At 70.4% G+C, this 26,574-nt stretch carries 25 protein-coding genes, 1 tRNA gene and 1 pseudogene; 14 read left to right on the top strand and 13 right to left on the bottom strand.

Going from position 1 to position 26,574, the window contains the following annotated elements; all coding sequences use genetic code 11:
- Positions 1–72 precede the first annotated feature (72 nt).
- Positions 73–1,752 (top strand): S8 family serine peptidase, encoded by a 1,680-nt coding sequence (locus ABZ452_RS12040; protein ID WP_357941641.1) that lies wholly within the window; start codon positions 73–75, stop codon positions 1,750–1,752.
- Positions 1,753–1,871: 119 nt separating this feature from the next.
- Here ABZ452_RS12040 and ABZ452_RS12035 read toward each other — a convergent pair whose 3' ends face one another.
- Positions 1,872–3,071, bottom strand: coding sequence for a hypothetical protein (locus tag ABZ452_RS12035; protein ID WP_357941639.1), 1,200 nt, complete (start codon positions 3,069–3,071; stop codon positions 1,872–1,874).
- 337 nt (positions 3,072–3,408) lie between these two features.
- Positions 3,409–4,056: a helix-turn-helix domain-containing protein gene (locus ABZ452_RS12030; protein ID WP_357941637.1), complete on the bottom strand. Its 648-nt coding sequence runs from the start codon at positions 4,054–4,056 to the stop codon at positions 3,409–3,411.
- A 62-nt stretch (positions 4,057–4,118) separates the two neighbouring features.
- Here ABZ452_RS12030 and cysS point away from each other — a divergent pair, with 62 nt between their 5' ends.
- Positions 4,119–5,534: a cysteine--tRNA ligase gene (gene cysS / locus ABZ452_RS12025; RefSeq protein ID WP_357941635.1), complete on the top strand. Its 1,416-nt coding sequence runs from the start codon at positions 4,119–4,121 to the stop codon at positions 5,532–5,534.
- A complete protein-coding gene (gene rlmB / locus ABZ452_RS12020; RefSeq protein ID WP_357941633.1) occupies positions 5,534–6,655 on the top strand; it encodes a 23S rRNA (guanosine(2251)-2'-O)-methyltransferase RlmB in 1,122 nt (373 codons plus the stop codon). The genes cysS and rlmB overlap by 1 nt, the downstream gene beginning before the upstream one ends.
- 58 nt (positions 6,656–6,713) lie before the next feature.
- Here rlmB and ugpC read toward each other — a convergent pair whose 3' ends face one another.
- Positions 6,714–7,805, bottom strand: coding sequence for a sn-glycerol-3-phosphate ABC transporter ATP-binding protein UgpC (gene ugpC / locus ABZ452_RS12015; protein WP_357941631.1), 1,092 nt, complete (start codon positions 7,803–7,805; stop codon positions 6,714–6,716).
- A 365-nt stretch (positions 7,806–8,170) separates the two neighbouring features.
- Here ugpC and ABZ452_RS12010 point away from each other — a divergent pair.
- Positions 8,171–8,247: transfer RNA gene (locus ABZ452_RS12010), tRNA-Thr, on the top strand.
- 85 nt (positions 8,248–8,332) lie between these two features.
- Here ABZ452_RS12010 and ABZ452_RS12005 read toward each other — a convergent pair.
- Positions 8,333–8,590: a tyrosine-type recombinase/integrase gene (locus ABZ452_RS12005; RefSeq protein WP_357941629.1), complete on the bottom strand. Its 258-nt coding sequence runs from the start codon at positions 8,588–8,590 to the stop codon at positions 8,333–8,335.
- 40 nt (positions 8,591–8,630) lie between these two features.
- A complete protein-coding gene (locus tag ABZ452_RS12000) occupies positions 8,631–9,338 on the bottom strand; it encodes a DsbA family protein (protein WP_357941626.1) in 708 nt (235 codons plus the stop codon).
- Positions 9,339–9,428: 90 nt separating this feature from the next.
- Here ABZ452_RS12000 and ABZ452_RS11995 point away from each other — a divergent pair, with 90 nt between their 5' ends.
- Positions 9,429–9,839, top strand: coding sequence for a helix-turn-helix domain-containing protein (locus tag ABZ452_RS11995; RefSeq protein WP_357941624.1), 411 nt, complete (start codon positions 9,429–9,431; stop codon positions 9,837–9,839).
- Between the two features lie 197 nt (positions 9,840–10,036).
- Here the strand turns inward: ABZ452_RS11995 and ABZ452_RS11990 are convergent, their stop codons facing one another.
- Positions 10,037–10,651: a site-specific integrase gene (locus ABZ452_RS11990; protein ID WP_357941622.1), complete on the bottom strand. Its 615-nt coding sequence runs from the start codon at positions 10,649–10,651 to the stop codon at positions 10,037–10,039.
- Between the two features lie 247 nt (positions 10,652–10,898).
- On the opposite strand from ABZ452_RS11990, the gene ABZ452_RS11985 reads away from it, so the two are divergent.
- Positions 10,899–11,261, top strand: coding sequence for a hypothetical protein (locus ABZ452_RS11985; RefSeq protein ID WP_357941619.1), 363 nt, complete (start codon positions 10,899–10,901; stop codon positions 11,259–11,261).
- 583 nt (positions 11,262–11,844) lie between these two features.
- Here the strand turns inward: ABZ452_RS11985 and ABZ452_RS11980 are convergent.
- The 5 genes and pseudogenes from ABZ452_RS11980 to ABZ452_RS11960 form a co-directional block, all read right to left on the bottom strand.
- Positions 11,845–12,186, bottom strand: coding sequence for a hypothetical protein (locus ABZ452_RS11980; RefSeq protein ID WP_357941617.1), 342 nt, complete (start codon positions 12,184–12,186; stop codon positions 11,845–11,847).
- Positions 12,183–13,255 (bottom strand): annotated as a pseudogene (locus ABZ452_RS11975) (IS110 family transposase). Before ABZ452_RS11975 ends, ABZ452_RS11980 begins: the two are co-directional and overlap by 4 nt.
- A 620-nt stretch (positions 13,256–13,875) precedes the next feature.
- On the bottom strand, positions 13,876–14,451 hold the full coding sequence (locus tag ABZ452_RS11970) for a hypothetical protein (protein ID WP_357941615.1): 576 nt from the start codon (positions 14,449–14,451) through the stop codon (positions 13,876–13,878).
- 2,231 nt (positions 14,452–16,682) lie between these two features.
- Positions 16,683–17,183: an HIT family protein gene (locus ABZ452_RS11965; RefSeq protein ID WP_357941613.1), complete on the bottom strand. Its 501-nt coding sequence runs from the start codon at positions 17,181–17,183 to the stop codon at positions 16,683–16,685.
- A gap of 9 nt (positions 17,184–17,192) precedes the next feature.
- Positions 17,193–17,831 carry a helix-turn-helix domain-containing protein gene (locus tag ABZ452_RS11960; RefSeq protein ID WP_357941611.1) on the bottom strand — a complete coding sequence of 213 codons (639 nt, stop codon included), beginning with the start codon at positions 17,829–17,831 and terminating at the stop codon, positions 17,193–17,195.
- 141 nt (positions 17,832–17,972) lie between these two features.
- On the opposite strand from ABZ452_RS11960, the gene ABZ452_RS11955 reads away from it, so the two are divergent.
- Together ABZ452_RS11955 and ABZ452_RS11950 are read left to right on the top strand one after the other, a co-directional pair.
- Positions 17,973–18,710: an SDR family NAD(P)-dependent oxidoreductase gene (locus tag ABZ452_RS11955; protein ID WP_357941609.1), complete on the top strand. Its 738-nt coding sequence runs from the start codon at positions 17,973–17,975 to the stop codon at positions 18,708–18,710.
- Positions 18,711–18,779: 69 nt separating this feature from the next.
- Positions 18,780–19,466 (top strand): TMEM175 family protein, encoded by a 687-nt coding sequence (locus ABZ452_RS11950; protein ID WP_357941607.1) that lies wholly within the window; start codon positions 18,780–18,782, stop codon positions 19,464–19,466.
- An 89-nt stretch (positions 19,467–19,555) separates the two neighbouring features.
- Here the strand turns inward: ABZ452_RS11950 and ABZ452_RS11945 are convergent, their stop codons facing one another.
- Positions 19,556–20,020, bottom strand: a complete 465-nt coding sequence (locus ABZ452_RS11945; RefSeq protein WP_357941605.1) for a carboxymuconolactone decarboxylase family protein — start codon at positions 20,018–20,020, stop codon at positions 19,556–19,558.
- A 142-nt stretch (positions 20,021–20,162) separates the two neighbouring features.
- On the opposite strand from ABZ452_RS11945, the gene ABZ452_RS11940 reads away from it, so the two are divergent.
- From ABZ452_RS11940 to ABZ452_RS11925, 4 genes are all read left to right on the top strand, one after another.
- Positions 20,163–21,014 carry a sigma-70 family RNA polymerase sigma factor gene (locus tag ABZ452_RS11940; protein ID WP_357941603.1) on the top strand — a complete coding sequence of 284 codons (852 nt, stop codon included), beginning with the start codon at positions 20,163–20,165 and terminating at the stop codon, positions 21,012–21,014.
- A complete protein-coding gene (locus ABZ452_RS11935) occupies positions 21,011–21,433 on the top strand; it encodes an AraC family transcriptional regulator (protein WP_357941601.1) in 423 nt (140 codons plus the stop codon). Before ABZ452_RS11940 ends, ABZ452_RS11935 begins: the two co-directional genes overlap by 4 nt.
- A gap of 35 nt (positions 21,434–21,468) precedes the next feature.
- Positions 21,469–21,888, top strand: coding sequence for a VOC family protein (locus ABZ452_RS11930; RefSeq protein ID WP_357941599.1), 420 nt, complete (start codon positions 21,469–21,471; stop codon positions 21,886–21,888).
- A gap of 71 nt (positions 21,889–21,959) precedes the next feature.
- The gene (locus ABZ452_RS11925; protein WP_357941597.1) at positions 21,960–22,571 is read left to right on the top strand and encodes a histidine phosphatase family protein; all 612 of its coding nucleotides are present in this window, start codon (positions 21,960–21,962) and stop codon (positions 22,569–22,571) included.
- Between the two features lie 87 nt (positions 22,572–22,658).
- Here ABZ452_RS11925 and ABZ452_RS11920 read toward each other — a convergent pair whose 3' ends face one another.
- Positions 22,659–23,111, bottom strand: coding sequence for a protealysin inhibitor emfourin (locus tag ABZ452_RS11920; RefSeq protein ID WP_357941595.1), 453 nt, complete (start codon positions 23,109–23,111; stop codon positions 22,659–22,661).
- 169 nt (positions 23,112–23,280) lie between these two features.
- On the opposite strand from ABZ452_RS11920, the gene ABZ452_RS11915 reads away from it, so the two are divergent.
- Positions 23,281–25,683, top strand: a complete 2,403-nt coding sequence (locus ABZ452_RS11915) for a M4 family metallopeptidase (protein ID WP_357941593.1) — start codon at positions 23,281–23,283, stop codon at positions 25,681–25,683.
- Between the two features lie 101 nt (positions 25,684–25,784).
- On the top strand, positions 25,785–26,552 hold the full coding sequence (locus tag ABZ452_RS11910; RefSeq protein WP_357941591.1) for an enoyl-CoA hydratase/isomerase family protein: 768 nt from the start codon (positions 25,785–25,787) through the stop codon (positions 26,550–26,552).
- Positions 26,553–26,574: the final 22 nt, after the last annotated feature.

The following is a 26,574-nucleotide window of genomic DNA, read 5'->3' as shown; positions in this document are numbered from 1 at the left end:
CGGCCGTCTGGCGAAACCTCCTCCCGTGCTGTGGGATGACTGCCACGTCCCTCAACGAGAGGATCTGATGTGGTGAGCAAGCGCTTCACCGCCAGCGCGACCGCAGCCGCGCTGGCACTCACGGTGACCGGACTGGCCGTGCCGGCGACCGCCGCGCCGACCAGCACCCGGACCTTCACCGTGCTGGCGGAGGACGGAGTCTCCACCGACACCGCGATCGCCGCCATCACCGCGGCGGGTGGCACGGTCGTCTCCCGCACCGACGACGTCGGTCTCTTCCAGGTCACCAGCGCCCGGGCCGACTTCGCCAGCCGGGCCACCGCCGCCGGTGCCCTGGTCGGGGCCGCCGAGCAGAAGGCCATCGGTCGCAAGCCCAAGCTGGACCGGGTCGAGCAGGAGCACCTGCTGGCCGCGGCCGCCACCAAGGGCGTGGCCAAGGGGCACGGCAAGAAGCTGGACCCGCTGGACGACAAGCTCTGGGGCCTGGAGATGATCCGGGCCGACCAGGCCCGGAAGATCGAGCCGGGCGACCGCCGGGTGACCGTCGGCGTCCTGGACACCGGCGTCGACGCCAGCAACCCCGACCTGGCGCCGAACTTCAACTGGGCGCTGTCGCGCAACTTCGCGCCCGACCTGCCGGACGTCGACGGCCCCTGCGAGGTGGCGAGCTGCCTCGACCCGGTCGGCACCGACGACGGCGGCCACGGCACGCACGTCGCCGGGACCATCGGCGCCGCCGCCAACGGCTTCGGCCTCTCCGGCGTGGCGCCGAAGATCTCCCTGGTCGAGCTGAAGGGTGGCCAGGACAGCGGCTACTTCTTCCTGAACCCGGTGGTCAACGCGCTCGTGCACGCGGGCCGGTCCGGCCTCGACGTGGTCAACATGTCCTTCTACGTCGACCCGTGGCTCTACAACTGCACCGCCAACCCGGCCGACTCTCCGGAGGCGCAGGCGGAGCAGCGGACCGTCATCGAGGCCATGAAGCGGGCGCTCAACTTCGCCCACCGCAAGGGCGTCACCCTGGTCGGCGCGCTGGGCAACAACCACGAGGACCTGGGCGACCCCCGCACCGACGTGAGCAGCCCGGACTACGGCGCCGACCCGTACCCGCGGCCGATCGACAACGCCAGCTGCTGGGACCTGCCGACCGAGGGCCCGCACGTGATCGGCGTGTCGGCGCTCGGCCCGTCCGGCAAGAAGGCCGACTACTCGAACTACGGCACCGAGCAGATCTCGGTCGCGGCGCCGGGTGGCTGGTTCCGCGACGGCTTCGGCACCGACTCGTACCGCACCGACGCCAACATGATCCTCTCGACGTACCCGAAGAAGGTGCTGCAGGAGGAGGGCTCGGTCGACGAGAACGGGAACATCGTCGCCGGCTTCGAGAACTCGGTGTTCAAGCAGTGCACCGCCAAGGGTGAGTGCGGCTACTACACCTACCTTCAGGGCACCTCGATGGCCTCCCCGCACACCACCGGGGTAGCGGCCCTGATCGTCAGCCGCTACGGCAAGAAGCAGGGCCGGGACGGCTTCGGCCTGTCGCCGGACCTGGTCGAGCAGCATCTCTACCGGACGGCGGCGGAGCACGCCTGCCCGGAGCCGCGGCTGCAGACCTACACCAACGAGGGCCGGGACGCCGAGTTCGACGCCTACTGCGCCGGCTCGCTGAACTTCAACGGCTTCTACGGCTACGGGGTCATCGACGCGTACGCCGCCGTGAAGTCCCCGCTGAAGCCGAACGTCCGGCCGTAACACCCAGATCCCCGACGTGGCGGTGTCCGGAACATCCGGATGCCGCCACGTCGGCGTTCCGGCGCGGCGTGGCGGCGTCTGGAGTTCCCGGAGCCGCCATGTCGGCGTCGGGCCGGGCCTCACGGCCGCCAGCCCCGGGCCACCAGTGCTGCGCGGATCTCGCGGACCAGGGCCGGGAACTCCCGGTGCAGACGGCGACCGGTCACGTGCAGCACCAGCCAGCCCGCCGCGACGAGCTGGTTGAGCCGGTAGCGGTCCCGAGTCAGCTGATCCGAGTCGGCGTGCCACTGGCCGTCGTACTCGACGGCGACACGGAACTGCGGCCAGGCCAGGTCGGGGTGCAGGACAAGACCCGAGGGGCCGCGTACCGGGTGCTGCGCGACCGGGCGGGGCAGGCCGGCCAGCACGAGCCGGACCCGAAGGTGCGACTCGGGCGGCGACTGCGCCCCCGGGTCGGCCAGGCCGAACACCCACCGTGCCCGCCGGCCCCCCGGTCGTCCGGCGCTCCGGTCGGCCACCTCGGCGAGATCCGTCCGGCTGACCAAGCCCATCCGAAGCAGGGCGTCGATGATCCCCACGGCCTGCACCGGGTCGGACCAGACCGCCGTCTCCCAGGCGCAGGCAGCCGGCGCGCTACGGAGCAACCTGCCTGCCCCGCTCGGTAGGCCGGACCCACCGCCCACCCCCACGGGACCACGGGCCGCCGATCCGGCAACCGCCTTACTCAGCCCGGCGGCCCTGCCGTCCCGGCCGGGCGTGGTGCTCCACAGGCCGATTTCGTGGCCGTCTCGACCCGGCGTGGTGTTTGCCGAGGACACCCGTAGCGAGCTGGCCGTGCTCGCCGGGCCGGTGGCGGGGCGGTCCGGGCCGGGGATGGTGCCGACCGCGCCGGCCGGGCCGCTCGGGCCGAGGCCGGCGCTGGCCGAGCATGCTGCGACGGCGGCCGGGACGAGGAGACCGAGTCGCTGGGGCGACGACGGGGCCTGGTGCACCCGGACGCCGGGCTGGGCATCGGCCCGGACCGTCGCCGGCAGCAGGACGTGCACCTCGTCCCGGAAGCCGGCGGCGTGCTCGACCCCGAGCAGATACGCCGCCGACGGCCCGGCGAGCAGCGCGCCTGGCGGCAGACGGAGCAGCGCCCCGCGACAGGCCAGCGCGTGGTCGCGATCGAGGCGGGCGTCGGCGTAGACGTCCTGCCGGAGCCGGATCCAAGAGGCGCCCCGGAGTTGGTGGCGGGTCAGCAGGCCGCGCCGGATCACATCCGAGCCGCGGAAGACCTGCCAGGCCAGTTCGGGCGGTCGATGAGGATGAGGTGGCATGCCGACCAGCCTGGCGGCGACGGACTGGCGCCCGGCACCCCTGTGGACAACCCACGGGCGCCCACGACCGATGGCCTGTGGACAACCACCACCGCCCTCGACCGCTGTGCTAGCGGTAGGCGGCTGACGAACGAGCGCTGCCGCCACCCCAGGGCATCGCCACCGTGCACCTAGCCAGTTGTCGGGCCAGAGGGGCGGAGACCCCAACCACCGTCACAACGACGAGCGCCCTTGCTCGGCATCGTCTCCAGCTCGCCGATCTGGCGGTATCCGCTGCCCGCCGACACCGCCACCTCGCCGTGCTGGCGAGGTGACCCGCCGACCGCCGGCGGCCGCCTCAGGACAGCGCCGCGGTGATCGACTCGGCGGCGGCGGCAACCTGGGTGCCGACCTCGGTGACGTCGAGCGGGGTCAGCGAGACCACCCCGACGCTCGCCTCCAGGCCCGGCACACCGAGCACCGGCGCGGCCACCCCGTACGCCCCGGACTGCAGCTCGCCGCTGGTGCTCACCGGGGCGGTGGCGCCCGCGCGGCCAGCCAGGATGGCCCGTCCGGCCGCGCCCCGCTCCAGCGGGTGCCGCGATCCGGTCCGGTACGCCACGTGGAACGACGTCCAGCTCGGCTCGACCACCGCGAGTGCCACCCCCTCGCCGCCCTCGACCACGGTCAGGTGGGCGGTCGCCCCGGCCTGCTCGGCGAGCCGGCGCAGCGCGGGCAGCGCCCCCTCGGCGAGCAGCGGCTGGGCCCGCCGGGCCAGGTGCAGCACGCCGGCGCCGAGCCGGAGCCGGCCCTCGCCGTCGCGGCGCAGCATGCCGTGGTCGGTCAGCGCGCCGACCAGCCGGTAGACGGCCGCCCGGCCGATGCCCAGCCGGTTCGCCGCCTCGGTGACGGTCAGCCCGCCCGGCGCGTCGGCGACCAGGTGCAGCAGGCGCAGCCCCCGGTCCAGGGTCTGCGCCGTCTCTCCCGCACGTGCCGCCGTGTCCACAGCACGCAGCGTACGACCGGCTCCGGGATACCTCGAAATGCGCGGACGGCTACCCTTGTACGGTGACGCTACGCCTGTATGACACCGCCACCCGTTCGGTGCGGGACTTCGTCCCGCGGGAAGCCGGCAAGGTGGGGGTCTACCTGTGTGGTCTCACCCTCCAGGCGCCGCCGCACATCGGCCACCTTCGTTCCGGTGTCAACTACGACGTGCTGCGCCGCTGGCTCACCGCCTCCGGTTTCGAGGTCACCTTCATCCGCAACCTGACCGACATCGACGACAAGATCCTGGTCAAGGCGATGGAGCAGGGGCGGTCGTTCTGGTCGATCGCCTACGCCAACGAGCAGATCCTCACCAACTCCTACCGGGCGCTGAACGTGCTGCCCCCGACCTACGAGCCGCGGGCCACCGGTCACATCCCGGAGATGCACGAGCTGATCGCCCGGCTCATCGAGACCGGGCACGCCTACCCGGCCACCGACGGCTCCGGCGACGTCTACTTCGACGTGGCCTCCTGGCCGGCCTACGGGTCGCTGTCGGGCCAGTCGCCGGAGGACATGCAGTCCGCCGGGGACGCCCCGGAGCGGGGCAAGCGCGACCCGCGTGACTTCGCGCTCTGGAAGGGCGCCAAGCCGGACGAGCCGGCCGACGCCTACTGGCCCTCGCCGTGGGGCCGGGGGCGGCCCGGGTGGCACATCGAGTGCTCGGCGATGTGCTGGCGCTACCTGGGGCCCGAGTTCGACATCCACGGCGGCGGCCTCGACCTGACGTTCCCGCACCACGAGAACGAGATCGCCCAGTCGCAGGCCGCCGACCTGCCGTTCGCCCGCTACTGGGTCCACCACGGCCTGCTCGGCATCGGCGGCACCAAGATGGGCAAGTCGCTGGGGAACACCCTCGACCTCGACTACGTGGCGTCCCTCGGGGTGCGCCCGGTGGAGCTGCGCTACTACTACGCCGCCGCCCACTACCGGTCCCGCATCGACTACTCGGAGGACGCGCTGCGCGAGGCCGCGGTCGCCTACCGGCGGATCGAGGGCTTCGTGCAGCGGGCCACCGAGCGGGTCGGCGCGGGCCAGCTCGGCGAGCTGCCCGCCGGCTTCGTGGCGGCGATGGACGACGACCTCAACACGTCGGCCGCCCTGGCCGTGCTGCACGAGGTGGTCCGGGACGGCAACACCGCCCTGACCGGCGGCGACGATGTGACGGTTCGCACCACGCTGGCCGCCACCCGGGCGATGCTGGATATCCTCGGCGTCGACCCCCTGGACCCGGCCTGGACCGGCGGCGGCCGCGCGGACGACCTGCGCGGCGTGGTGGACTCCCTGGTCGCGCTCGCTCTGGAGCAGCGTGCCCAGGCCCGCAGCCGCAAGGACTGGGCCGCCGCCGACGCCGTACGCGACCAGCTCAAGCAGGCCGGCGTGGTCGTCGAGGACACCGCCCAGGGCCCGCGTTGGACTATTGGAGAGCAGGACTGATGGCCGGCAACTCGCAGCGCCGTGGCCGGCGACTGACGCCGAAGGCGGGTGCCCAGAAGGGCTCCGGCGGCAAGAACAAGGACTCCCTCGCGGGTCGGGGCCGCACCCTCCCCGCCGACGAGCGGCCCTGGCACAAGGCCTACTCGGGCACCGAGAAGCTGCCCCAGCGCACCGCCTGGAAGCAGGACAAGGAGCGCCGCGCGGCGGCCGAGGAGGGGCGCGCCCCCAAGATCGGTCAGCCGGGCACCAAGGACACCACCTGGGGCAAGGGTGGCGGCCGGGGCGTCCCCGCCGCCGCGAAGGGCCGTGGCGGCAAGCCCGCCGGCCGGTCCGGGCCGCGGGTCGCACCCGGCCGCAAGTCGAACCCGGTCAAGGACAGCCCGGAGCTGCTGGTCGGGCGGAACCCGGTGCTGGAGTCGCTGCGCGCCCAGGTGCCGGCGACCGCCCTCTACACGGCCCAGGGCATCGACATCGACGACCGGGTCAACGAGATCATCCGCACCGCCGCCGACCGGGGCATCGCGATCCTCGAAATCAGCCGGGCCGAGCTGGACCGGATGACCGGCGGCGTGCTGCACCAGGGCGTCGGCCTCCAGGTGCCGCCGTTCGCCTACGAGCCGTTCGAGGACCTCATGGCGGCGTCGCTGGAGCAGGCCGCCCCGCTGCTGGTCGCGCTCGACGGGGTCACCGACCCCCGTAACCTCGGCGCGGTCATCCGGTCGGCCGCCGCGTTCGGCGCGCAGGGCGTCTTCGTACCCGAGCGGCGGGCCGCCGGGATCACGGCGACCGCCTGGCGGACCAGCGCCGGCGCGGCCGCGCGGGTGCCGGTGGCCCAGGTCACCAACCTGACCCGCTCGCTGAAGGCGTGCAAGGACGCCGGCTTCATCGTGGTCGGCCTGGACGCCGACGGCCAGACCGACCTCTACGACCTGGAGGCCGCGGTCGGCCCGCTGGTCGTGGTGGTCGGCTCGGAGGGGCGCGGGCTGTCCCGCCTGGTCGGGGAGACCTGCGACCTGACCGTGAGCATCCCGATGGTCTCCGACGTCGAGTCGCTCAACGCCAGCGTCGCCGCGGCGGTCACCCTCGCCGAGGTCGCCCGCCGCCGCTCTGTTGAGGCATAACGACGGCACGAGAAAGGGGCGGTCCGCCGTGGCGGGCCGCCCCTTTCTTTCGCGTACGTCAGATCCGGTTGCCGGTGGCGGCGTGGAAGACGTGGCTGCGGCCGGTGCGCGGCTTGACGAACACGGTGTCGCCCATGTTCGGCATCGAGCGCCGGTCGGTGCGGACCACGAACCGCTCGTTGTGGCCCTCCAGCGCGGCGTGGCCGTAGACGTTGGCGTCGGAGCCGAGGTCCTCGACCAGCTCGACCACGACCGGCATGCCGCCCTCGGTCGGGCTGACCAGGTCGCAGTCCTCCGGACGGAAGCCGACGGTCACCTTGCCGTCGCCGCCCTCGCCCCGGGCCGCCTCGACCTGCTCGCGGGTCAGCGGCACGTTCAGCTCGGCGAACGCGGCGCCGCTGTCGGTCAGCGGCACGGTCTTGATGTTCATGGCCGGGGAGCCCATGAAGCCCGCGACGAAGACGTTGGCCGGGGTGTCGTAGAGCGCCCGCGGGGTGTCCACCTGCTGCAGGACGCCGTCGAGCATGACCGCGACCCGGTGACCCATGGTCATGGCCTCGACCTGGTCGTGGGTGACGTAGACCGTGGTGACGCCCAGCTTGGCCTGGAGCGACGCGATCTGCGTGCGGGTCTGCACGCGGAGCTTGGCGTCGAGGTTCGACAGCGGCTCGTCCATGAGGAAGACCTGCGGCTCGCGGACGATCGCGCGACCCATGGCGACACGCTGGCGCTGACCACCGGAGAGCGCCTTCGGCTTGCGGCTGAGGAACTCCTCCAGCTGGAGCAGCCCGGCCGCCTCCTTGACCCGCCGGTCGATCTCCGACTTCGAGGTCTTGCGCAGCTTGAGGGCGAACGCCATGTTCTCGTACACCGTCATGTGCGGGTAGAGGGCGTAGTTCTGGAAGACCATCGCGATGTCGCGGGCCTTCGGCGGGAGGTGGGTGACGTCCCGGTCGTCGATGTAGATCGCGCCGTCGTCGACGTCCTCCAGGCCGGCGAGCATCCGGAGGCTGGTGGACTTGCCGCAGCCCGACGGGCCGACCAGGACGAGGAACTCCCCGTCGCCGATCTGGAGGTCGAGCTGGTTGACCGCGGGGCGTTCGGTGCCCGGGTAGATCCGGGACGCCTTCGCGTAGGTGACCGTAGCCATGGTGAAGCGCTTCCTTTCACCGGCAGGAACGTGCCGGACGATCCGAGTGGAAGGAGCGACCGGCACCCGAGGTGCCGGCCAACGGGCGGTCGACCGGGCAGCCGAGGCCAACCGGAGTGTCGTCCGTGTCACTGCACCGTAAACGGGTTTCGCGAGCCTGCCAAGACGGGAGGCGGCCGGTGGGACCGAGGGCATAACGCATAACGGTCAGGCGGGCACGGGGAGGCATCAATCTCCGCGGTCCCCGGCCGGCATCGGTGTCGATCCGGTGGTGTCGAGGTCGGGAAATTGACGTTTTCCGTGCTCGGGAGGCCTGCTGAACGGGATTTCCGCCCCTCAGTCGCTATGCTGACCCCGAACCACACGCCCCTGTAGCTCAGCTGGCCAGAGCACTCGCCTTGTAAGCGAGATGTCGCCGGTTCGATCCCGGCCGGGGGCTCCAACACCATCAGGCATTTCGCGGCGGTGGCCGCCGCGAGACGGCCCGATGACAGCAACGCTGACAGCAACGCTGACAGCAACGCGGTTCATGACAGCCGTCCGTCGAGCTTGCCGAGCGCCTGGCGCATCGCATCAAGGTTGGCGTGAGCGTAGACCTTGAGGGTGATCTTCACGTCCGCGTGCCGGGCGATGGCCTGGACGACATGCGGCGGGACGCCCAGCTCCATCAGCAGCGACACGACCGTGTGTCGCAGGTCGTGCAGGCGGACACCGGGCAGACCGGCGGTCTCCCGAAGCCGAGCAAACGAGCGGCTGAGGTTGGTCGTCTTGCTCCGAGCTACCACAGGCTCGGAGCAAGACGATCTCTCTTGGTGCGTCTGTCACTCAGGCGGCGCAGGCTCCGCCCGGTCCGCACCGATCTCCTTCTCCAAAGGGCATGATCAATGCGGGAGTGGGGTGGCTCTCGTTCCAGGCCTGACGCAGGGCGCGGGTGAGGGTGGCCCGGTCCACGCCGCCTCCGATGCCGTACTTCTGATCGATCACGATGAAAGGGGTGCCGTGCGCGCCCATCCGCTGGGCACGGTACTGCTCCTCCTCGACCTGCGTCTTGTACGTGCGGGAGATGAGCACCTCGCGAGTCTCGTCCTGATCGAGGCCGATCTCACCGGCGAACTCGATCAGCTGCTCCATCGTCCACAGCTGTCGGTTGTATCCGAAGTGTGCGTTGAACATCCCAGTCCACGCCTCGTGGTGCTTGCCCTGATCGGTGGCGTACGCGAGAAGCTCGTGGGTGAGGTCCGTCGGGCCGAGGGTGCGGTCGATGGCGTGGTACCCGCCGAAGCCCTCCTCGTCGGCGGCGATCTCCACCGGTCGCAGCACGTTGTTCATCTGCGCGATGGTCATCCCCGCGTTCAGGCTCAGCTGCGTCTGGGTGATGCCCTCAGGCGGGATGCCGGGGTGCACCTGGAACGAACGGTGGATGATCTCTACCTCGTCGCCGTGCTCGAAGTCGGCCACGGCGTTGCGCAGGCGCTGCTGGGTCATGCCGCAGATGGGGCAGATGATGTCCGACCACATCTCGATCTGCATCATGCTTCCTTCCTCACGATTTGTGTGTAACCCCATGATGAGTCAGAATCGAAACACTTACAAAAGGCACATCCATGTGTGCGAGGAGGTCTCATGACAGGCGCTCACACCGGTGTACGCGCAGCCGTCAGGCAGGTGCCCGGCCCCTGCGCGCACTGGAACGACGATGACGCGGACTTCATCCGTCACGTTCTCAACCGCGTGGGCGACAAGTGGAGCGTCCTCATCGTCGGCACCTTGGAGGGTGGCCCGCTCCGCTACACCGAACTCCTCCACGGCATCCCAGGAATCTCGCAGCGGATGCTCACGCTCACCCTGCAGCAGCTCACGCAGGACGGACTCGTCTCTCGCACCGCATACCCTGAGGTCCCCCCACGAGTCGAGTACGAGCTGACCACCCTCGGACGCAGCCTCCTGAGCACCGTGCTTGACCTGGCCGCCTGGGCAGTCGACAACCACAAGGAAATCGCCCGCAATCGTCAGGCCGCTCTTGAGGGTGTCTGACCCACGGCAAGCTCAGTCGAGAGGTGCCGATCACGGAGGGTGGCCAAGAGCGCAGAGGCTGAAGCCGACAAGGATGCCCGGCTTGGGATATATCGTGCGTTCGCGCAAGCTGATCGGAGCGCTAGCACTCGCGAGCTAGCCGTAGCTGATGGCCGAGTCCCAGTCCGAGACCCGGCCGTCATAGTTCTCAGTGCGGTTCATGACAGCCGTCCGTCGAGCTTGCCGAGCGCCTGGCGCATCGCATCAAGGTTGGCGTGAGCGTAGACCTTGAGGGTGATCTTCACGTCCGCGTGCCGGGCGATGGCCTGGACGACATGCGGCGGGACGCCCAGCTCCATCAGCAGCGACACGACCGTGTGTCGCAGGTCGTGCAGGCGGACACCGGGCAGACCGGCGGTCTCCCGAAGCCGAGCGAACGAGCGGCTGAGGTTGGTCGGCTCCATCGGGGTGCCCCGCTCGGAGGGGAAGACCAGGCCGTGGTCTTGCCAGACCTCGGCGAGCGCAGCCCGTTCGCCCTGCTGGCGCTCCTGGTGCTCAAGCAGAGCGAGCCAGGTGACCTCGGGCAGCGGCAACACCGCCTCCGAGTCCTCGGTCTTGGCGTCCAGGACATGGAGCTGCCCGGCCACCCGCTGGACGGTCTGCTGAACCCGCAGGGTGCCTTCGTCCAGGTCCACGTCCGACCAGCGGAGCCCGACCAGTTCACCGCGCCGGAGGCCCATCGTGGCGGCCACGACGTAGAGCGCGTGGAGCCGGTGACCGGCAGAGGCGGCGAGGATCTTGCGCACCTGGTCGACGGACAGACCCTTACCCACCCGTGAGGGACGGTTCGCTCTGAATCCTGGTGTGCCTTCGGCCTCCCCGTACCCTCCGGGCGGACCACCTCTGCTGGGTCGCCGAGCTGCCAGAAAGCTCGCAGCGGTTAGCTCTCCTCGTCACTGGCCGTGGGTGGTGCTTTCCCTTGTAGCGATGCTGTGTACCGGGGTTGTGGCAGTGCCCGTGTCGTGGGCCGTGCTGCGGCAGGCAGAGGCAGAGCGAGGTGAGGCAACGCCGGAAGCGGCTGTGAACGTGTACGTGCTCCAGATGAGCAGCGGGGAGCGGATCGGCTTGTCGCGGGTGCTGGCCGGCAGGCGTCATGACGAGCTGCTGCGTCAGTGGCGTGAGTACCGCGGCGAGATGGAACGCGGCAATGTTCCGTCGAAGCTTGAAGTTGTCGGACCGATCGACGTCGAGGACCAGGCCGACGACCGTGCGACGGTGACCGCCCAGGTCCACGCGGTCTGGTGGAACGAGCAGGTCAACCTCAGCGGCACAGCTCACCCGTGGCGGTTCGAGACTCGGCGAGACGCCGGCGGCTGGCGGGTATGGGCAGCCGAGCTGCCGCCGTGGTGCGGTGTGCACGTCCGGGTGGACATCTGCCGCTGACCGCTCCCGGAGTGGTTAGTGAGTCCGCCGGCGGTAGGACTCCTGGCGGACCGCCTCCGTGAGATCCCGCTAGGTACCCTGGCCGATCATCGACCCGAAGTGAATTGAGACCCCATGCCGATCGTCCTACCACCCGCAGACGGCAGGCCGTCGCCCACGTTCGTCGTCTGCCCGTTCTGTGGCGCTCAGCCCGGCGAATACTGCACTCTCGCCAACAGCCGCGTCCCGGCCTCCCGGACCCACGAGGCCCGGCTCAACGTCTGGCGCGAGGAGTTCCGTGTCTGGCGCGAGGCATACCAGTGACCGCCTGACCAATCATCGACCCGGCCGCTGCTACCCACGTGCCCACATCGCCCAGGCAGACCGTGTGCGCCTGAACTCGACTACATCACGTGATCGAGGTGACTCGCCGCCGCAACCTCGCGGTCCCGCAGCGCGGACGCTGCCAGACGACCGCTCACTGCCGCGATCCGTGCTTCGGATGTCGCAGGTCAGTTGACGGAAGGCTGTCGCGCATCAGTCGACGGACGGCCGGCTGCCGGCGAGGTTGACGCTCCTATTTTCCGCAAGTCCTGGGCCGGTGTCAGACGGGGTAGTCGGTCTGATGAGCGTAGGTGAGCTGGCTCGGATCGATGCCCCACGCTGTGAGCACCTGGTTGAGCTTCATCTCGTCTTGAGCGTGCGCGGTGCGCACGTCGGTCATGCCGTCATCTGGCCCTACGCACCAGTCGTTGTCGATGTAGCTGGCTTCGAACTCGCGGTGGAAGAGGTTGAACCCCTGGCCGGTGGTGGCAGCGGCAGGGGTCTGTAGGGGGTAAATCGCGATCCAGGCGCGCTGGTCGGGCCGGGAGGCGGGAACCTCCGCGACGAGTAGTTGCCCGCGTCGGAGAGCGGTGCGCAGTGCGATGGGCCAGCTGTCGGTCACGGCGATGATTGAAGCATCGCTGGCTCGCTGACGAGGTGGGTGAAGGCTTCGCGCGCGATGTAGCGCTTGAGGCATCGCATGATCTCGGCTTTGGTCTTGCCCTCTGCCGTCCGTCGGGTGACATAGTCCTTGGTGGGCTGGTGGCAGCGCATGCGGACGAGGGTGATGCGCCAGAGGGCGCGGTTGGCTTCGCGGTCGCCGCCACGGTGCAGGCGGTGGCGGTCGGTCCGCCCGGAGCTGGCCGGGATGGGGGCGACGCCGCAGAGCCGGGCGAAAGCCGCTTCGGAGCGCAGGCGGTGAGGGTTGTCGCCGGCGGTGACGAGGAGTTGCCCAGCGGTATCGACGCGACGCCAGGCAGCGCGACCAGATCCGGAGCGGCGGCGGTGACTAGGGCGGCCAGGTGGCTGTCGAGGTCATCGATCTCGGCCTGAAGAGAGAGCCAGCGCCGGGCGAGGCTGCGCAGCGCGAGCTTGGTGGCGGTCGCCGGATCAGACACCGTGCCAGGCCTCAGCGCGGCGCAGACGTTGACGAGTTTCTTGCCAGCCAGCCCGCGCACCAGTTGTCTGACGGGCTCGGGGGCAGACACGATGAGCGCTTCGACCTGACCTCCGGCTTGAATCCGGGCCTTCATCGCGCCGCGGCGGGCGACGCGCAGAGCCCGGACCATCTCGACTTGGGCGTGACGGGTCTTCGGAGTGCCGCTGGCTCGGCCGGACAGGACCGCTCGGGCGGCGGACTCGGCGTCGATGGAGTCGGTCTTGCCGATCCGGCGGCGGGTGGAGCGGTCCGGGCGGTCGACCTCGACCACGGCCAGCCCGTAGTCGGACAGGAACCGCAGCAACCCGGCGCCATAGCTGCCAGTGCCTTCCAGGCCGACCTTGACTACCGTGCCGAAGGACTCAGCCCAGGTGGCGAGCTGGGCGTAGCCGCGCATCGTCGTCGGAAAGCTTCTGGTGCCCAACACCCGACCGGTCTGGTCCAACACCGCCGCGACGTGCACGTCCTTGTGCGTGTCGACCCCGACGGTCACGTCCTGGTCCTCACTCACGCTGCCTCCTACCTGCTGCATTGACGGCAAGGCTCGACCACCGAGCACGAGGAGAACGCTGGACAGAACGGGGATGAGGGACGAACCCGAGCTCCTAATCAGGTCACCACGCCGGCCCGTGCAGATGCCGAGAGAGGTGCCCCCGCCAACCGGGTCGACGGGTCCACTCGAGGGCACGAAGCCAGTTCAAAGTCGGGTCAGGCCCGGCCGGCGGGGAACACCTCACCAGAATCCCCGTTCAAAGTTTCTCTACGTCTTCAAGGCGTCACGCAGCAAGGACACACCGCGAGGACCGGTCTGGGTCCCTTCCTTCGGTCAACCCACGCGAACTGACACCTGCATGCCGGGCGTGGCCGGTACCGCCAGGCGCCCAACGGCAGCCTGTGTCCGCAGCCCCAGCGGGGTCCGTCCGGGTCGCCGACGGCGCGGCTGGCGACAGCAACGCTGACAGCGACCGCGCCACACGGCAGCAAGCCGCTGGGCCATGGGATGGACGAAGCTCCGAGGGGCCAGCCGTTCCTGGACGTGTGCGGACGTGATGCACTGAGCTCTTGTAATCGAGACGTCTCGCGCTAGACCCGTTGCCGGCCTGCCCTAGCCGGCTCCGGCCCGAGGATGGTCGACGGCGGGATGACGGTAGATCACGCCTCTCGTTGTGCAACGCTCGGAACGCCCGGCCGCCAGACGTCGGGGTTCTCAAGCAGTGGCGATCCCGCCGCCACGGGATCTGGATCCGTTCCGAGGTCGAGGCGAGCAGCCTGCATGAACTCCTCCATCAACCTGCCCGTGGCGCCTCGTCGGCCCGATTCAACGAAGAGCGCAGTTGTGACGTCGCGTATCGGCCGCGGTGCGAGCAGTTGAATCTCTTGTTCTGCTTCAACAAGTCTTCGGAAGTAGGGCTCCGTGAGCTCCCGGCTCCGCTCCCAGCGGCTCATTGCAGTCTTACGTTGTTCCGCCGTAAGCGTCGGTTCGTCTGCGGCCGCCCTGAGTGACCAGTCCCGGTCCCGGAGCGGCTGCCACTCCTTGAGAGCGGCAAGGAATCCTACGTAGGCCGCCCGGCGCTGCTCGATGAACTGGCGTTGACGGCGCTCGTCGGCTTCCTGGCGCGAGACCTCAGTAGCTGTCCGGTAGCTAGAGCGGCCAGCGATTGCTGCGCCGCCCAGGCCAGCCGCCAGGCCTGCCACGGCAGGGATTGCTAGCTCCCACCACGTCGCCACCTCGCCTGTCTCCCTGCCGTCATGCCTATGAGCCCGAGTAGTTCCGACATCGACGAATGCTAGCCGGCTGCCGCCAGAGACGGTCACGACGGCGATGGCCAGACGCGGTGGGGACGCTTGACCTTTGCCGCACCCGGTAGCCGAGGCGTCAGGCGGCGAGGCAGCAAGAAAGCAGCGCGAGCGTCGGTGCAGGGTGACTCCGAACATGAACCGAGGACGCTCGGTACCTGCTCGTTGACCCGGGGCGCCACCAGTTGGGCAGCGGGTGACCGCTTGAGACCGCATCCCCCGGCGGGGGTCGAAGCTCCGCCCTCCGCCTTGTTGCCGTACAGCACGCAAGTTCAGCAACCTACGACACCGTCACAGCCCTCGAGGGGCCGGCCGATGCCTGCGAGCTGCTTGCGGGACTGTCAGCAACCACCTCGCCGGAACTCCTAGCCTCAGGGCGGTGACAAGGCGTTAGGGCCGCGGCCCACCGAGGACAGCCGTAGACGGCTTACCCATCGGTTTGGCCCGACAGGCCCGGGCCGCGATCGTTTACAACCACCGTCGCGGCTGGTCTGCAAGGTGTTGGACCTATCGCTGGCGCAGTAGCAGTAAGTGGTTTTTACGTCTTCGAGACTCGCTTGCTGCGAAGTCGGCCTGAGCCTGGGTTTGGGCCAGAGCCGCCTCCTGTTGGGCAACTACTGCGCCAATTGGGACGCGAGTGCCAGGTATGTGCACGCCCGGTATATGGCCATAAGGAAAGGTCATGTGGATACCTCTTTCAGGAAGGTCCACCGTTGACGCACTGGAACGCCGGCTTCAGTCCAGCCATAATGATCGCCCGACACCACCACGGAGTCTGGGATGTTGGACTCCACCAACTTCCAGCCATCCCGCCCAAGCTCGTTAAGCAGCGTGAGTAAGTGGCCATCTCCAGTCCTTACCTCCGGCTCCGCGGCGTCAGGCCACCATAGATACCACTTGGTCGTCCATGTCTGGTCTGGGCGACTGGAGGTAGGTTGATCTTTGATCTTGGCCCAATTCGTCTCATACGTTGAAACCAGCACTGCATATTGGTAAACCGCCATCACGAGAGCTTGGCATGTCGCCTATGCCCGAAGCTGTCGGTAACCCGTCACCACTGCCTCCGGTTACGACCGCAGGTCGGCAGCGGCGGGCACAGGCTGTTCATGCTTAGCCTAATCCTCTGCCGAAGTCCGGACGGAAGAGTCTTGCGCTGGCGGTAGCGAAGGCCTCGGCGGAGAGCTTCGCTCGTTCGTAGCGGGCCTCAAGCTCGCCTGCATCGATATCTCCTCTCCTCCAATATCCGCCAAGAGCCCTGCCGGACGAGTTCAGCTCGTCTAGAGCCGCAAGTACATGGTGGTCCCTGCACAGGATGCGCATCCGTGCTTCGGCGAGCCGAAACCGGCCGAGGTCCCAACCATCCACGCGGCCCCGAAGTCCTAAATTCCGTTCCTCCCATAACCGGTTTCCAAAGTCCTCGGACAGCGCCAGGACCTGAGAGCACTGCTCGAGGAGGAGCTCAGCCAGTCGGGCATTGCTCTCACCTCGCCTAGTTATGTATTGCCCAAAGATCGCAACCCCAGCACCTGCAACGGCCGCGATTAGAGTCATCCACCCATCCACGTCGTCAGTCTCTCTGCGCGTGTCAACATCGACCCGGAAGCCGTTGGCTGGCACCGCACCGCACGCAGGCTCCATTGCCGCCCGTTGTGGGCGCCGCGCCACGGGCCGACAGCAACGGTCGTTAGCAAGCGGTACATCGGGGGCAATCGCCGCCTACGTAGCGTGTGCAGCCGTCCGAGGTCGCGGATGCGGATCTGCAACGGGCGGAAGGCTAACAACTTGCAACAGAGGCGCCGGGCAGCAGCGCGGCAGCACATGGCAGCGCGAGCCCCGACGCGGGCCGGTTCCGAACGTTAAGCGATGACGGCCGGCACCTGCTCTTCGACGAGGACAGCCGCCGGTCGGCAGCATCCGACAGGTAGGGTCCGCAGCCCCCAGCGGGGCCGACCCTGGGGCGCCGGCAGAACGGCTGTCGACAGCAACGCTGACAGCAACGCCGCCGGACAGCGGCATGCTGACGAGCATTGGCATGGACGACGATTCGAGCGTGCAGCCGTTGCCAGACGCGTGCGGACGCGACGCACATAGCTTGTAAGCGAGATGTCGCCGGTTCGATCCCGGTCGGGGGCTCCATTTCCACCAGCGTTTCGCGGCGGCGTTCAGCCGTGGAGGCGACTGCGGATGTCCCGGGCGACGGCTTCCTGGCTGTCGTCGTCGACCTCCAGGACGCCGTTCTCCGCCATCACCGCGTGGAACTGCTGCCGGTCGTAGGGAATCCCCGGGGGCAGCGGTGCGAGGTGCCAGTGCAGGTGGGCGTTGCCCTGCTGGCTGCCGAGGCTCATCGAGTACATCCGCTCGGTCGGCAGTGTCGCCGCGATGGCCCGCGCGACCCGGTGCACGACGCCCTGGAAGCGGAGGAACTCGGGCGGCTCCATGTCGTGCACCCAGCTCTCCAGGTGGCGCTTCGGCGCAACGAGGCAGTAACCCAGCAGCGTCGGGTAGCGGGCGAGGAAGGCGACGGTGTCGTCGTTCTCGTAGACCACGTGGTGGTGGTAGTCAGGCTCGCCGGCCACGAAGGCGCAGACGAAGCAGGGCCCTCCGCTCACCCGGCGGGCGTACTGCTCGACGTCGAACGGGGCCTTCCGGGGCTGGTTCGTCATGCGGGACGGCTAGGTCGACTCGGGAACATGACGTGGCAGGCGGCAGGGTGGCTGCTCCGGAAGTGCGCCGGCGTTCGGCACGTGCAGCCCGTCGAGGGCCAGTTCGAGGTAGCGGCGCCAGGCCTGCGGCTGCGCGGCCAGCAGGGGCGCCGCCGTCTGGTGGATCCCGCCGAGGAGCAGCACGACGTCCGTCCCCGTGACGTCGTCGCGGACGGCGCCCCGCTCCCGTGCCCGAGCCGTGAGGGCCTCGGCGACGTCGCAGAGGTGGTTGATCGCGGCCCGTACCTCGGGGTGTTGCAGTGACGGGCGCCCGACCACCTCGCAGAACGCGCGGTCGGCGGCGAGTGCCTCGACGCCGGTGGTCATGAACTCGCGAAGCGCCGCCGCCGCGTCGTCGGCGTGGAGGAGCCGGTCGGCCGTGCTGGTGAGCCGGTCGAGCAGTTGGAGCATGATCGCCGCGAGCAGGTCCTCCTTGGAGGCGAAGTGCCGGAACACCGTCCCCTTGGCGAGGCCGGCGCGTTGGGCGATCTCGCCCATCGACACCTCCACCCCGCGCTCGGCGAAGGCCGCGGTCGCGGCTCCGAGCAGGAGGCGCCGGTTGCGCACCATGTCCGCCCGCTGGCCCGCGCCGGCTGCTGTCCCGGTCATCCACCCCTCCCTTCCTGTGGACCCTAGCACAACATGACCGGCTGGTCAGGTTAGCTGCTACGGTCAACCTGACCGGCCGGTCACCTTCGGCTCCACCCGCGCCGTCGAAGCGGGTCGCGCAACGAATCCTGGGAGGAACACGTGGGCACCACTCTGGAAGGAAAGGTCGTCCTGGTCACGGGCGCGTCCTCGGGCATCGGCCGGGCCACCGCGCTCGCCCTGTCCGAGGCGGGCGCCCGGGTTGCCGTCGGCGCCCGGCGGGTCGACCGGCTGCGGTCCCTCACGCAGGACGCCCCGGGCGAGATGCTGGCCCTTGAGCTGGACGTCACCGACCGCCGGTCGGTGGGCGACGCGGTCGCGGCGACCGTGGCGCGCTTCGGCGCCCTCGACGTGCTCGTGAACAACGCGGGCGTCATGCTCAGCGGCCCGATCCTCGGGGCGGACACCGCGGAGTGGACGTGCATGGTCGAGACCAACCTGCTCGGATCGATGTACGCGGTCCACGCCGCCCTGCCGCACCTGCTCGCGTCCAGGGGCGCGGTGGTGCAGATCTCCTCCACCTCGGGCCGTACGGCATCGGCGGCGAGCGGTGTCTACGCGGCCACCAAGTTCGGCGTCAACGCCTTCGCGGAGGCGCTGCGGCAGGAGGTCACCGCGCAGGGGGTGCGGGTCGTCGTCATCGAGCCCGGATTCGTCGCGACCGAGCTGACCAGCCACCTCACCGACCCGGCGATGCGGGCCGCGGCGCAGGGCATGGCGGACTCCATGCGGACCCTGCGGGCCGAGGACGTCGCCGCCGCGGTCCGGTACGCGGTCACCCAGCCCGAGCACGTCGCCGTCAACGAGATCCTGATCCGGCCGACGGACCAGACCCGCTGAGCGAGCCCGGGACGGGGACGTTTCGGTGATCGATCCCGCCCACGGTCCCCTCGCTGTTAGCGTGCGGCAGTGTCCGCAGGTCCCGAGCAGGCTCAGCCGAGAGGCCCCGCTCGCCTGGCCGACATCAACCGGCTGGCGGCGTTCAGCGACGGTGTCTTCGCCATCGTCATCACCCTGCTCGTGTTGGACCTGCGGGTGCCGGAATACCACCAGGGCGAGCTGCTCGCGTCACTCCTCAGGGAGGGCCCGTCCTACCTGGCGTTCGTGGTGTCGTTCGTCTACATCGGCGTCCTCTGGCTCAACCACCACGCACTGCTGCGGCTGGTCCGCGGCACCACCCTCGCGCTCAGCTGGATCAATATCGCCATCCTCTTCGGCGTGGTGATCATCCCGTTTCCGACCGCGGTTCTGGCGTCGGCGCTCGTCGACGGCGACACCGACGACCTGCGGGTGGCTGTCGTCATGTACGCGCTCGCGGCGGCGCTGATGTCGGCGCCCTGGTTGGTGTTCTTCGCCTACCTGCGCCGCCACCCGACGCTGCGCGCCGGCCACGTCGACCAGGACCACGTGCACGCGCAGGAGGCTCGCCCGATCACCGGCCTCCTGCTCTACGGACTGGCCGGGCTGCTCGGCTGGATCGTGAACCCGCTACTCGGACTGCTCGGCATCATTGTCATGATCATCTATCACGGTCTCACCAGCGAAGGTCTCCGCACCGGACCGCTGCGATGGGCTCGGATCGGCCGCCGAGGCTGAGGCGCCGCCGGCCCACCATGGGTTCGGCCGCGTGCTGAACCCGGTGCGGGGCGGAGGTGCGCACACCTCCGCCCCGCGCAGGTCCTCGGTCAGCCCCAGTTCTGCGGGGCGGGCTGCCGGGTGGCGGCGTTGATCCGGTTGAAGAAGTTGGTGGTGGCGATCCAGAGCACCAGCGCCGCCAGTTCCTTCTCCCCGAAGTGCCGGGCCGCCTCGTCCCACACGGCGTCCGGCACCGCGTCGGGCCGGTCGGCGAGCCGGGTCGCGTGCTCGGCCAGGGCGAGCGCGGCCCGCTCGGCGTCGGTGAAGTACGGCGTCTCCCGCCACACGGCCACCGCGAAGAGCCGCTCCTCCGTCTCGCCGTTCTTCCGGGCGTTACGCGCCCCGGAGTCGACGCAGGCGCTGCACCCGTTGATCTGGCTGGCCCGCAGGTGGACCAGCTCCAGGGTGGTTGCCGGCACGCCGGCCGAGTGCGCCGCCTTGTAGAGGAAATTGACCGCCTTCACGGCGTCGGGGAGGAGAGCCGCCGGGTTCTGGATGCGAGCCTCGAGAGACATGTCCGTCCGTCCTGTCCTGTTACGCTGGCCGGCGTTCGCCGCGCGGCCGCTGTCGTCGTCCGTCATCCGGTTGTCGGCGCGCGGACCGGCGGCGTGACAGATGTGACCGCGGTCACCAGAGGCCGTGGGGAATGGCGAGGCCGTGAGCGACACCGACCTGTTGGTCCGCAGCTTCGAGGAGCAGCGCCCACGGCTGCGCGCGGTGGCCCACCGGATGCTCGGTTCGGCCGCCGAGGCCGACGATGCCGTGCAGGACACCTGGCTCCGGCTGAGCCGCGCCGACGTCGACGCCATCGACAACCTGCCCGGGTGGCTGACGACCACGGTCGGCCGGGTCTGCCTGGACCGGCTGCGTTCGGCCAGCGCCCGGCACGAGGAGGCCACCGACGAGGCGGGGGAGCCGGCCGGCGGGCGCGACCCGGAGCAGGAGGCGCTGCTCGCCGAGTCGGTCGGTCGGGCGCTGGAGGTGGTGCTGACCACCCTCGGCCCCACCGAGCGGCTGGTGTTCGTGCTGCACGACATGTTCGCCGTCTCCTTCGAGGAGATCGCGCCGGTGGTGGACCGCACCGCTCCCGCGGTGCGGCAGATCGCCAGCCGTGCCCGCCGCCGGGTGCAGGCCCGCTCGGCCGACCCGGTCACCGATCCCGCCCGCCAGCGCCGGGTGGTCGAGGCGTTCCTCGCCGCGTCCCGGGAGGGTCGCTTCGACGACCTGGTCAGCCTCCTCGATCCGTACGTGGTGATGCGCGCCGACGCCGCCGCCGTGCGGTTGGGCGGGACCGCCGAGTCGCGGGGCTCCTCGGTGGTGGCGGACTTCTTCAACGGCCGCGCCCGGGGCGCGGTCCCCGCCTTCGTCGACGGGCTGCCGGGCGCGCTGGTCGTCGTCGACGGCCGGACCCGGCTCGTGCTCAGCTTCACGATCACCGACCGGATCATCGGCATCGAGGTGGTGGCCGACCCCGAGCAGCTCCGCGAGCTGGATCTGGTGGTTGGGTGAGCCGGGCCGTCGAGGAGTCGAACCGGGCGATGCTGCGCGCCCGGGACGCCATGGACCGGGCGTACGCGGAGCCGCTCGACGTGCCGGCGCTGGCCCGGATCGCACACGTCTCGCCGGCGCACTTCATCCGCACGTTCCGGGCCACCTTCGGCGAGACACCGCACCGCTACCTGCAACGGCGGCGCGTCGAGCGGGCCATGTACCTGCTCGTGCAGACCGAGGAGCCGGTCACCGAGATCTGCCATCTGGTCGGCTTCGGCAGCCTCGGCACGTTCAGCCGGACGTTCCGCGACATCGTCGGCGAGCCGCCGTCGGCCTACCGGCGACGCAAGGCGGCGGCGGGGAACGTGCCGAGTTGTTTCACCAAGGCGTGGATGCGGCCGAGCGCGGCCGCCGGAGAACCCGTCAGTTTTGGATAAGCAGCAGGTCAACGGGCTGCCCTAACGTTCCAGGCATGACGATGACCTCGATTTCCCGCTCTCAGATCTACGTCCTCGACCAGGACGAGGCGCTCGACTTCTACGTCGGCAAGCTCGGCCTCGAGGTGAACACCGACCAGGACCTCGGCTTCATGCGGTGGCTCACGGTCAACGTGCCGGGCGACCCGGAGCACGAGATCCTGCTGGAGAAGCCCGGTCCGCCGGCCCTCGACCCGGCCACCGCCGAGCGGGTCCGGGAGCTGCTGACCAAGGGCGCGATGAGCGGCTGGCTCTGCCTGACCACCGACGACGCGCGCAAGACGTACGAGGACCTGGTGGCGAAGGGTGTGGACGTCACCGACGAGCCGACCGAGCGGCCGTACGGGATCGACTTCGGGATCCGCGACCCGTTCGGCAACCGCATCCGCATCGGCCAGATGAACCCCCGCGCCTGACCGGCGGGGCCCCCGGGGTCGGGAGCGGAGGGCTAGTCTCGCCTTTCGTTCCGACCCCGGAGGTGCCCCGGATGCCCAGCCGCCTGCTCTATCTGGTCCGCCACGGCGAACAGGACCGGCCGGAGGAGGAGGCGGACACCGGCCTGTCGGCGCGTGGCCGCCGGCAGGCGACGCTGCTGGGCGAGCGTCTGCGCGGCACCGATTTCGCCGCCGTCCACCACGGGCCGGCCCGCCGCGCCGCGGAGACCGCCGCGCTGGTCGCCGCCGCACTGCCGGGTGTCCCGGTGTACGAGGACGACCGGGCCGGGGACCACATGCCGCACGACACCGACCCGGCCGGCCTGCCCGAGCGGTACGCGGCCTTCCTCACCGGGTTCACCGAGCGGGACCGACTCGACGGGCCGCGCGTGACGGCGGAGGCCGTGGCCCGCTTCGCGACCGCGCCCGCCGAGGGCGACGTACGCGAGCTGGTCATCACCCACAACTTCCTGGTCGCCTGGCTGGTGCGGCACGCGCTGGAGGCCCCGGAACGCCGCTGGATCGGCCTGAACCACCAGAACGCCGGCCTGACCGTCATCCGCTACGCCCCCGCTGTGCCGCCGGCCCTGGTCGCCCTCAACGACGTCGCCCACCTGACCCCGGACCTGCGCGCCACCGGCCTCCCGGAGCACTACCGCCTCTGACCCGCACCGTGCGGTCGATCGTGAGGTTGGCGGCGCGGAAGCGGACTTTTGGCGCCGCCAGCCTCATGATCGCCGAGGAGGCGTGCGTCAGCCGGTGACGCGGGTGAGCAGGTCGACCACGGCCGCGGTGGCGGGCGGCGGGGTCGCCTCGGGCGGGCAGTCCACGTAGCCGGTGGTGGTGGCGCCGACGGTCAGCCGGTAGCTGAACGCGTCCGCGCACATGGTCGCCGGCACGGTGGCGGTGGCCTCCGCGGTCAGCCGCGAGTCGGTGGCGAGCTGCCGCAGGCGGTCGAGGTCGGCGTCGCTGAGCCGGCCGGTGCGGGAGGCTCCGGCCCGGTCGACACGGGTCCACCGGCCGTCGGGCTGCACCGTGACGGTGTCCTCGAGCCCGACGAAGCCGCCGGACTTCGTGAGCACCACCGGCACGTCGATGGCCGGTGCCGGGCTGTCGGACGCGGGCGCGTCGCCGGCCTGGGCGCAGCCGGCCAGTGGGGTGAGAAGCGCGGCGAGGAGGGTCGCCGCGACGGGGGTGGCTCTCATGGGGATCGGACGCACGGCGGGGCCACCCGGTTCCGACACGCTGCGCCGCCTCATCCGAACGGTCAGTGTCTCCGGCAGGAAAGCGCCGCCCTCTTTCACGTTCTTCGATGTATCGCTATATCTACATCAGTGACTACCCCCGTCACAACTCCCCCCTTCAGGAGGGCCCGTGAAAAGATCTCTCGCCGCCGTCAGCGCAGCGCTGCTCACCAGCGGCGTGCTGGCCTGCGTCACCACCACGGCGCACGCGGCAACCCCGAGCGCCCCGTCCCCCGAGTCCGCCGCCGCAGCCCGGGCGGAGAGCCTGCTCCGCGCCAACCCCGGTGCCGTCCAGGGTGCCGCCGGTGAGGCGTACCAGGTCGTCCGCACGAAGGTCGACGCCTCCGGGGCCACCCACACCCGCTACGCCCGGACCTACCACGGCCTGCGCGTCTACGGCGGGGACTTCGTCATCCACACCGCCCCGAACGGGACGATGGCCGGGACGTCGGTCGGCCTGGCCGCGCCGCTCACGCTGGGCACCACCGCCAAGGTGGGCGCGGCCGCGGCCAAGGCCAGCGCGCGCAAGGCGTTCGCCGGCACGCTCACCTCGGTGGGCGCCCCGGAGCTCTTCGTCGACGCCAGCTCCGGCAAGGGCCGGCTGGCCTGGGAGACCGTCGCCACCGGCTGGCAGGCGGACAAGCAGACGCCGTCCAAGCTGCACGTCGTCACGGACGCGACCACCGGCAAGGTGATCGGCTCCTACGACGAGATCGTGACGGTGGTCGGCAGCGGCCAGGGCATCTACACCGGCACGGTCAGCATCGACACGACGCTCTCCGGCAGCACCTACCAGATGGTGGACCCGTCGCACGGCAACGGCCGCACCTGCGACATGAACAACAGCACGGGCGGCACCTGCACCACCTTCACCGACCCCGACAACAACTGGGGCAACGGCACCAACTCGAACCGGCAGTCCGCCGGGGTCGACGCCCACTTCGGCGCCGCGAAGACCTTCGACTACTTCAAGAACATCCACGGCCGCAACGGCATCTTCGGCAACGGCGCGGGCGTGCCGAGCCGGGTGCACTACGGCAGCAACTACGTCAACGCCTTCTGGGACGGCGCCCAGATGACCTACGGCGACGGCTCGGGCAACTCCCGCCCGCTGGTCTCGCTCGACGTCGCCGGGCACGAGATGAGCCACGGTGTCACGGAGGCCCTCTCCGGCCTCGTCTACTCCGGTGAGCCCGGTGGTCTCAACGAGGCCACCAGCGACATCTTCGGCAACATGGTGGAGTTCTACGCCGCCGCGCCGAGCGACCCGGGTGACTACCAGGTCGGCGAGAAGATCAACATCAACGGCAACGGTACGCCGCTGCGCTACATGTACAACCCGTCGCTGGACGGCTCGTCCGACTCCTGCTGGAGCACCAGCACGAAGAACAAGGACGTGCACTACTCCTCCGGCGTGGCCAACCACTTCTACTTCAACCTCGCCGAGGGCACCGGCTCCACCGCCTACGGCACGTCGCCGGTCTGCGGCTCGGCGCCGGCGGTGACCGGCATCGGTCGCGCCAAGGCGGAGAAGATCTGGTACCGGGCGCTCGACGTGTACTTCACCTCGAACACCTCGTACGTCAACACCACCACCCCGTCGAACACCGCCCGCGCCTACACCCTCCGGGCGGCGACCGACCTGTACGGCAACTGCTCCACCGAGTACAAGACCGTCCAGGCGGCGTGGACCGCGGTGAACGTGGCCGGCAACGACGCCCCCTGCAGCTCCACCGGCAACGACTTCTCCGTCTCGCTCTCCCCGACCTCCGGCTCGGTGACCGCGGGCGGTTCCACCTCCACCACCGTCGCCACCGCCACCACCAGCGGGACCGCGCAGACCGTGACGTTCTCCGCCTCGGGCCTGCCGAGCGGCGCGACCGCGTCGTTCAGCCCGTCCTCGGTGACCTCGGGCGGCTCGTCCACGCTCACCATCGCCACCTCGGCGAGCACCCCGGCCGGCACCTACTCGGTGTCGGTGAGCGGCAGCGCGACGTCGGGCACGAAGACCGCGACGTACACGCTGACCGTGAACGGCACCGGCGGTGGCTGCACCGGGGCCGGCCAGAAGCTCGGCAACCCGGGCTTCGAGTCGGGCCGGACGGTCTGGACGTCCAGCTCGGGCGTCATCGGCCAGTACGGCTCCAGCGGCCAGCCGCCGCGTACCGGCACCTGGAACGCCTGGCTGGACGGCTACGGCAGCACCCACACCGACACGCTCTCCCAGTCGGTGAGCCTGCCGAGCGGCTGCACCTCCTACAACTTCACCTTCTGGCTGCACATCGACTCGGCCGAGACCACCACCAGCGTGCAGTACGACAAGCTGACCGTGCAGGTGCTCAACTCGTCCGGCAGCGTGCTGGCGACCCTGGCGACCTACTCGAACCTGAACAAGGCCACCGGGTACAGCCAGAAGTCCTTCTCGCTGGCCTCGTACGCCGGCCAGACCGTCACCCTGAAGTTCACCGGCACCGAGGACGCCTCACTGCAGACCTCCTTCGTGGTCGACGACACCGCGGTCAACGTCTCCTGACCTGACCGCCCGACCCCGGGGCCCGGCGGCCACCCCACGCGGGTGGTCGCCGGGCCCCGCCCGTTACGGTCGCGACAGGACCGGCGGCGCGAGGGGGAGACATGTCGGACGCGGAGCTGACCGTGACGGTGAGCGGACCGGTGGCGACCGTGGTGATCCGGAACCCGGCGCGCCGCAACGCCATGACGCCGGCGATGTGGCGGCAGCTTCCGGTGCTGCTCGACGGCCTGGAGGCGGACCCGGCGGTGCGCGTGCTGGTGCTCACCGGCGCGGGCGGCACCTTCTGCGCCGGGGCCGACCTGGGTGACCTGGACGAGCTGTTGGAGGCCGGTGACGGCAGCATCGCGGTGGCCGCCGAGGAGCGGCTGGCCGCGTTCGGCCGGCCCACCGTGGCCGCGATCGAGGGCGCCTGCGTGGGCGGTGGCTGCCAGCTCGCCGTCGCCTGCGACCTGCGCCTCGCCGCGGCGGACGCCCGGTTCGGCGTACCCCCGGCGCGGTTGGGTCTGGTCTATCCGGCGCCGACCACCCGGCGGCTGGCCCGGCTGGTCGGGCCGTCCGCGGCCAAGCATCTGCTGTTCACCGGCGAGCTGGTCGACGCCGAGCGGGCGCTGCGGATCGGGCTCGTCGACGAGGTGCTGCCGGCCGACGGGCTCCCGGCGCGGGTGGCGGCGCTGACCGCCACCATCGCCGAGCGTTCCCGGCTCACCGTGGCGGCGGCCAAGGAGATCGTCGACGGGCGCGCCGACGACGATCGCATCGCCTGGTGGCACGGGCAGGTCCGGGAGAGCGGCGAGGCCCGCGAGGGGATCGCGGCGGTCACCGAACGCCGGCCGCCGCGCTTCGACTGGACCCCACCGGGGGTTGGCTGACGGGGGACCGGCGGGCGCCGCG

The sequence above is a fragment of the Micromonospora sp. NPDC005707 genome, assembly GCF_040631005.1.
Taxonomy (GTDB): Bacteria; Actinomycetota; Actinomycetes; order Mycobacteriales; family Micromonosporaceae; genus Micromonospora.
Note: the sequence above shows the minus strand (reverse complement) of the source record. Positions and strands in the feature narration are given on the sequence as shown.

Coding starts and splice junctions, on each gene's coding strand:
- ABZ452_RS12035 (WP_357941639.1), bottom strand. CDS start 3,071: ATGCCACCTCATCCTCATCGACCGCCCGAACTGGCCTGGCAGGTCTTC.
- rlmB (WP_357941633.1), top strand. CDS start 5,534: ATGGCCGGCAACTCGCAGCGCCGTGGCCGGCGACTGACGCCGAAGGCG.
- ugpC (WP_357941631.1), bottom strand. CDS start 7,805: ATGGCTACGGTCACCTACGCGAAGGCGTCCCGGATCTACCCGGGCACC.
- ABZ452_RS12000 (WP_357941626.1), bottom strand. CDS start 9,338: ATGATGCAGATCGAGATGTGGTCGGACATCATCTGCCCCATCTGCGGC.
- ABZ452_RS11995 (WP_357941624.1), top strand. CDS start 9,429: ATGACAGGCGCTCACACCGGTGTACGCGCAGCCGTCAGGCAGGTGCCC.
- ABZ452_RS11965 (WP_357941613.1), bottom strand. CDS start 17,183: ATGACGAACCAGCCCCGGAAGGCCCCGTTCGACGTCGAGCAGTACGCC.
- ABZ452_RS11960 (WP_357941611.1), bottom strand. CDS start 17,831: ATGACCGGGACAGCAGCCGGCGCGGGCCAGCGGGCGGACATGGTGCGC.
- ABZ452_RS11945 (WP_357941605.1), bottom strand. CDS start 20,020: ATGTCTCTCGAGGCTCGCATCCAGAACCCGGCGGCTCTCCTCCCCGAC.
- ABZ452_RS11930 (WP_357941599.1), top strand. CDS start 21,469: ATGACGATGACCTCGATTTCCCGCTCTCAGATCTACGTCCTCGACCAG.
- ABZ452_RS11925 (WP_357941597.1), top strand. CDS start 21,960: ATGCCCAGCCGCCTGCTCTATCTGGTCCGCCACGGCGAACAGGACCGG.
- ABZ452_RS11920 (WP_357941595.1), bottom strand. CDS start 23,111: ATGAGAGCCACCCCCGTCGCGGCGACCCTCCTCGCCGCGCTTCTCACC.
- ABZ452_RS11910 (WP_357941591.1), top strand. CDS start 25,785: ATGTCGGACGCGGAGCTGACCGTGACGGTGAGCGGACCGGTGGCGACC.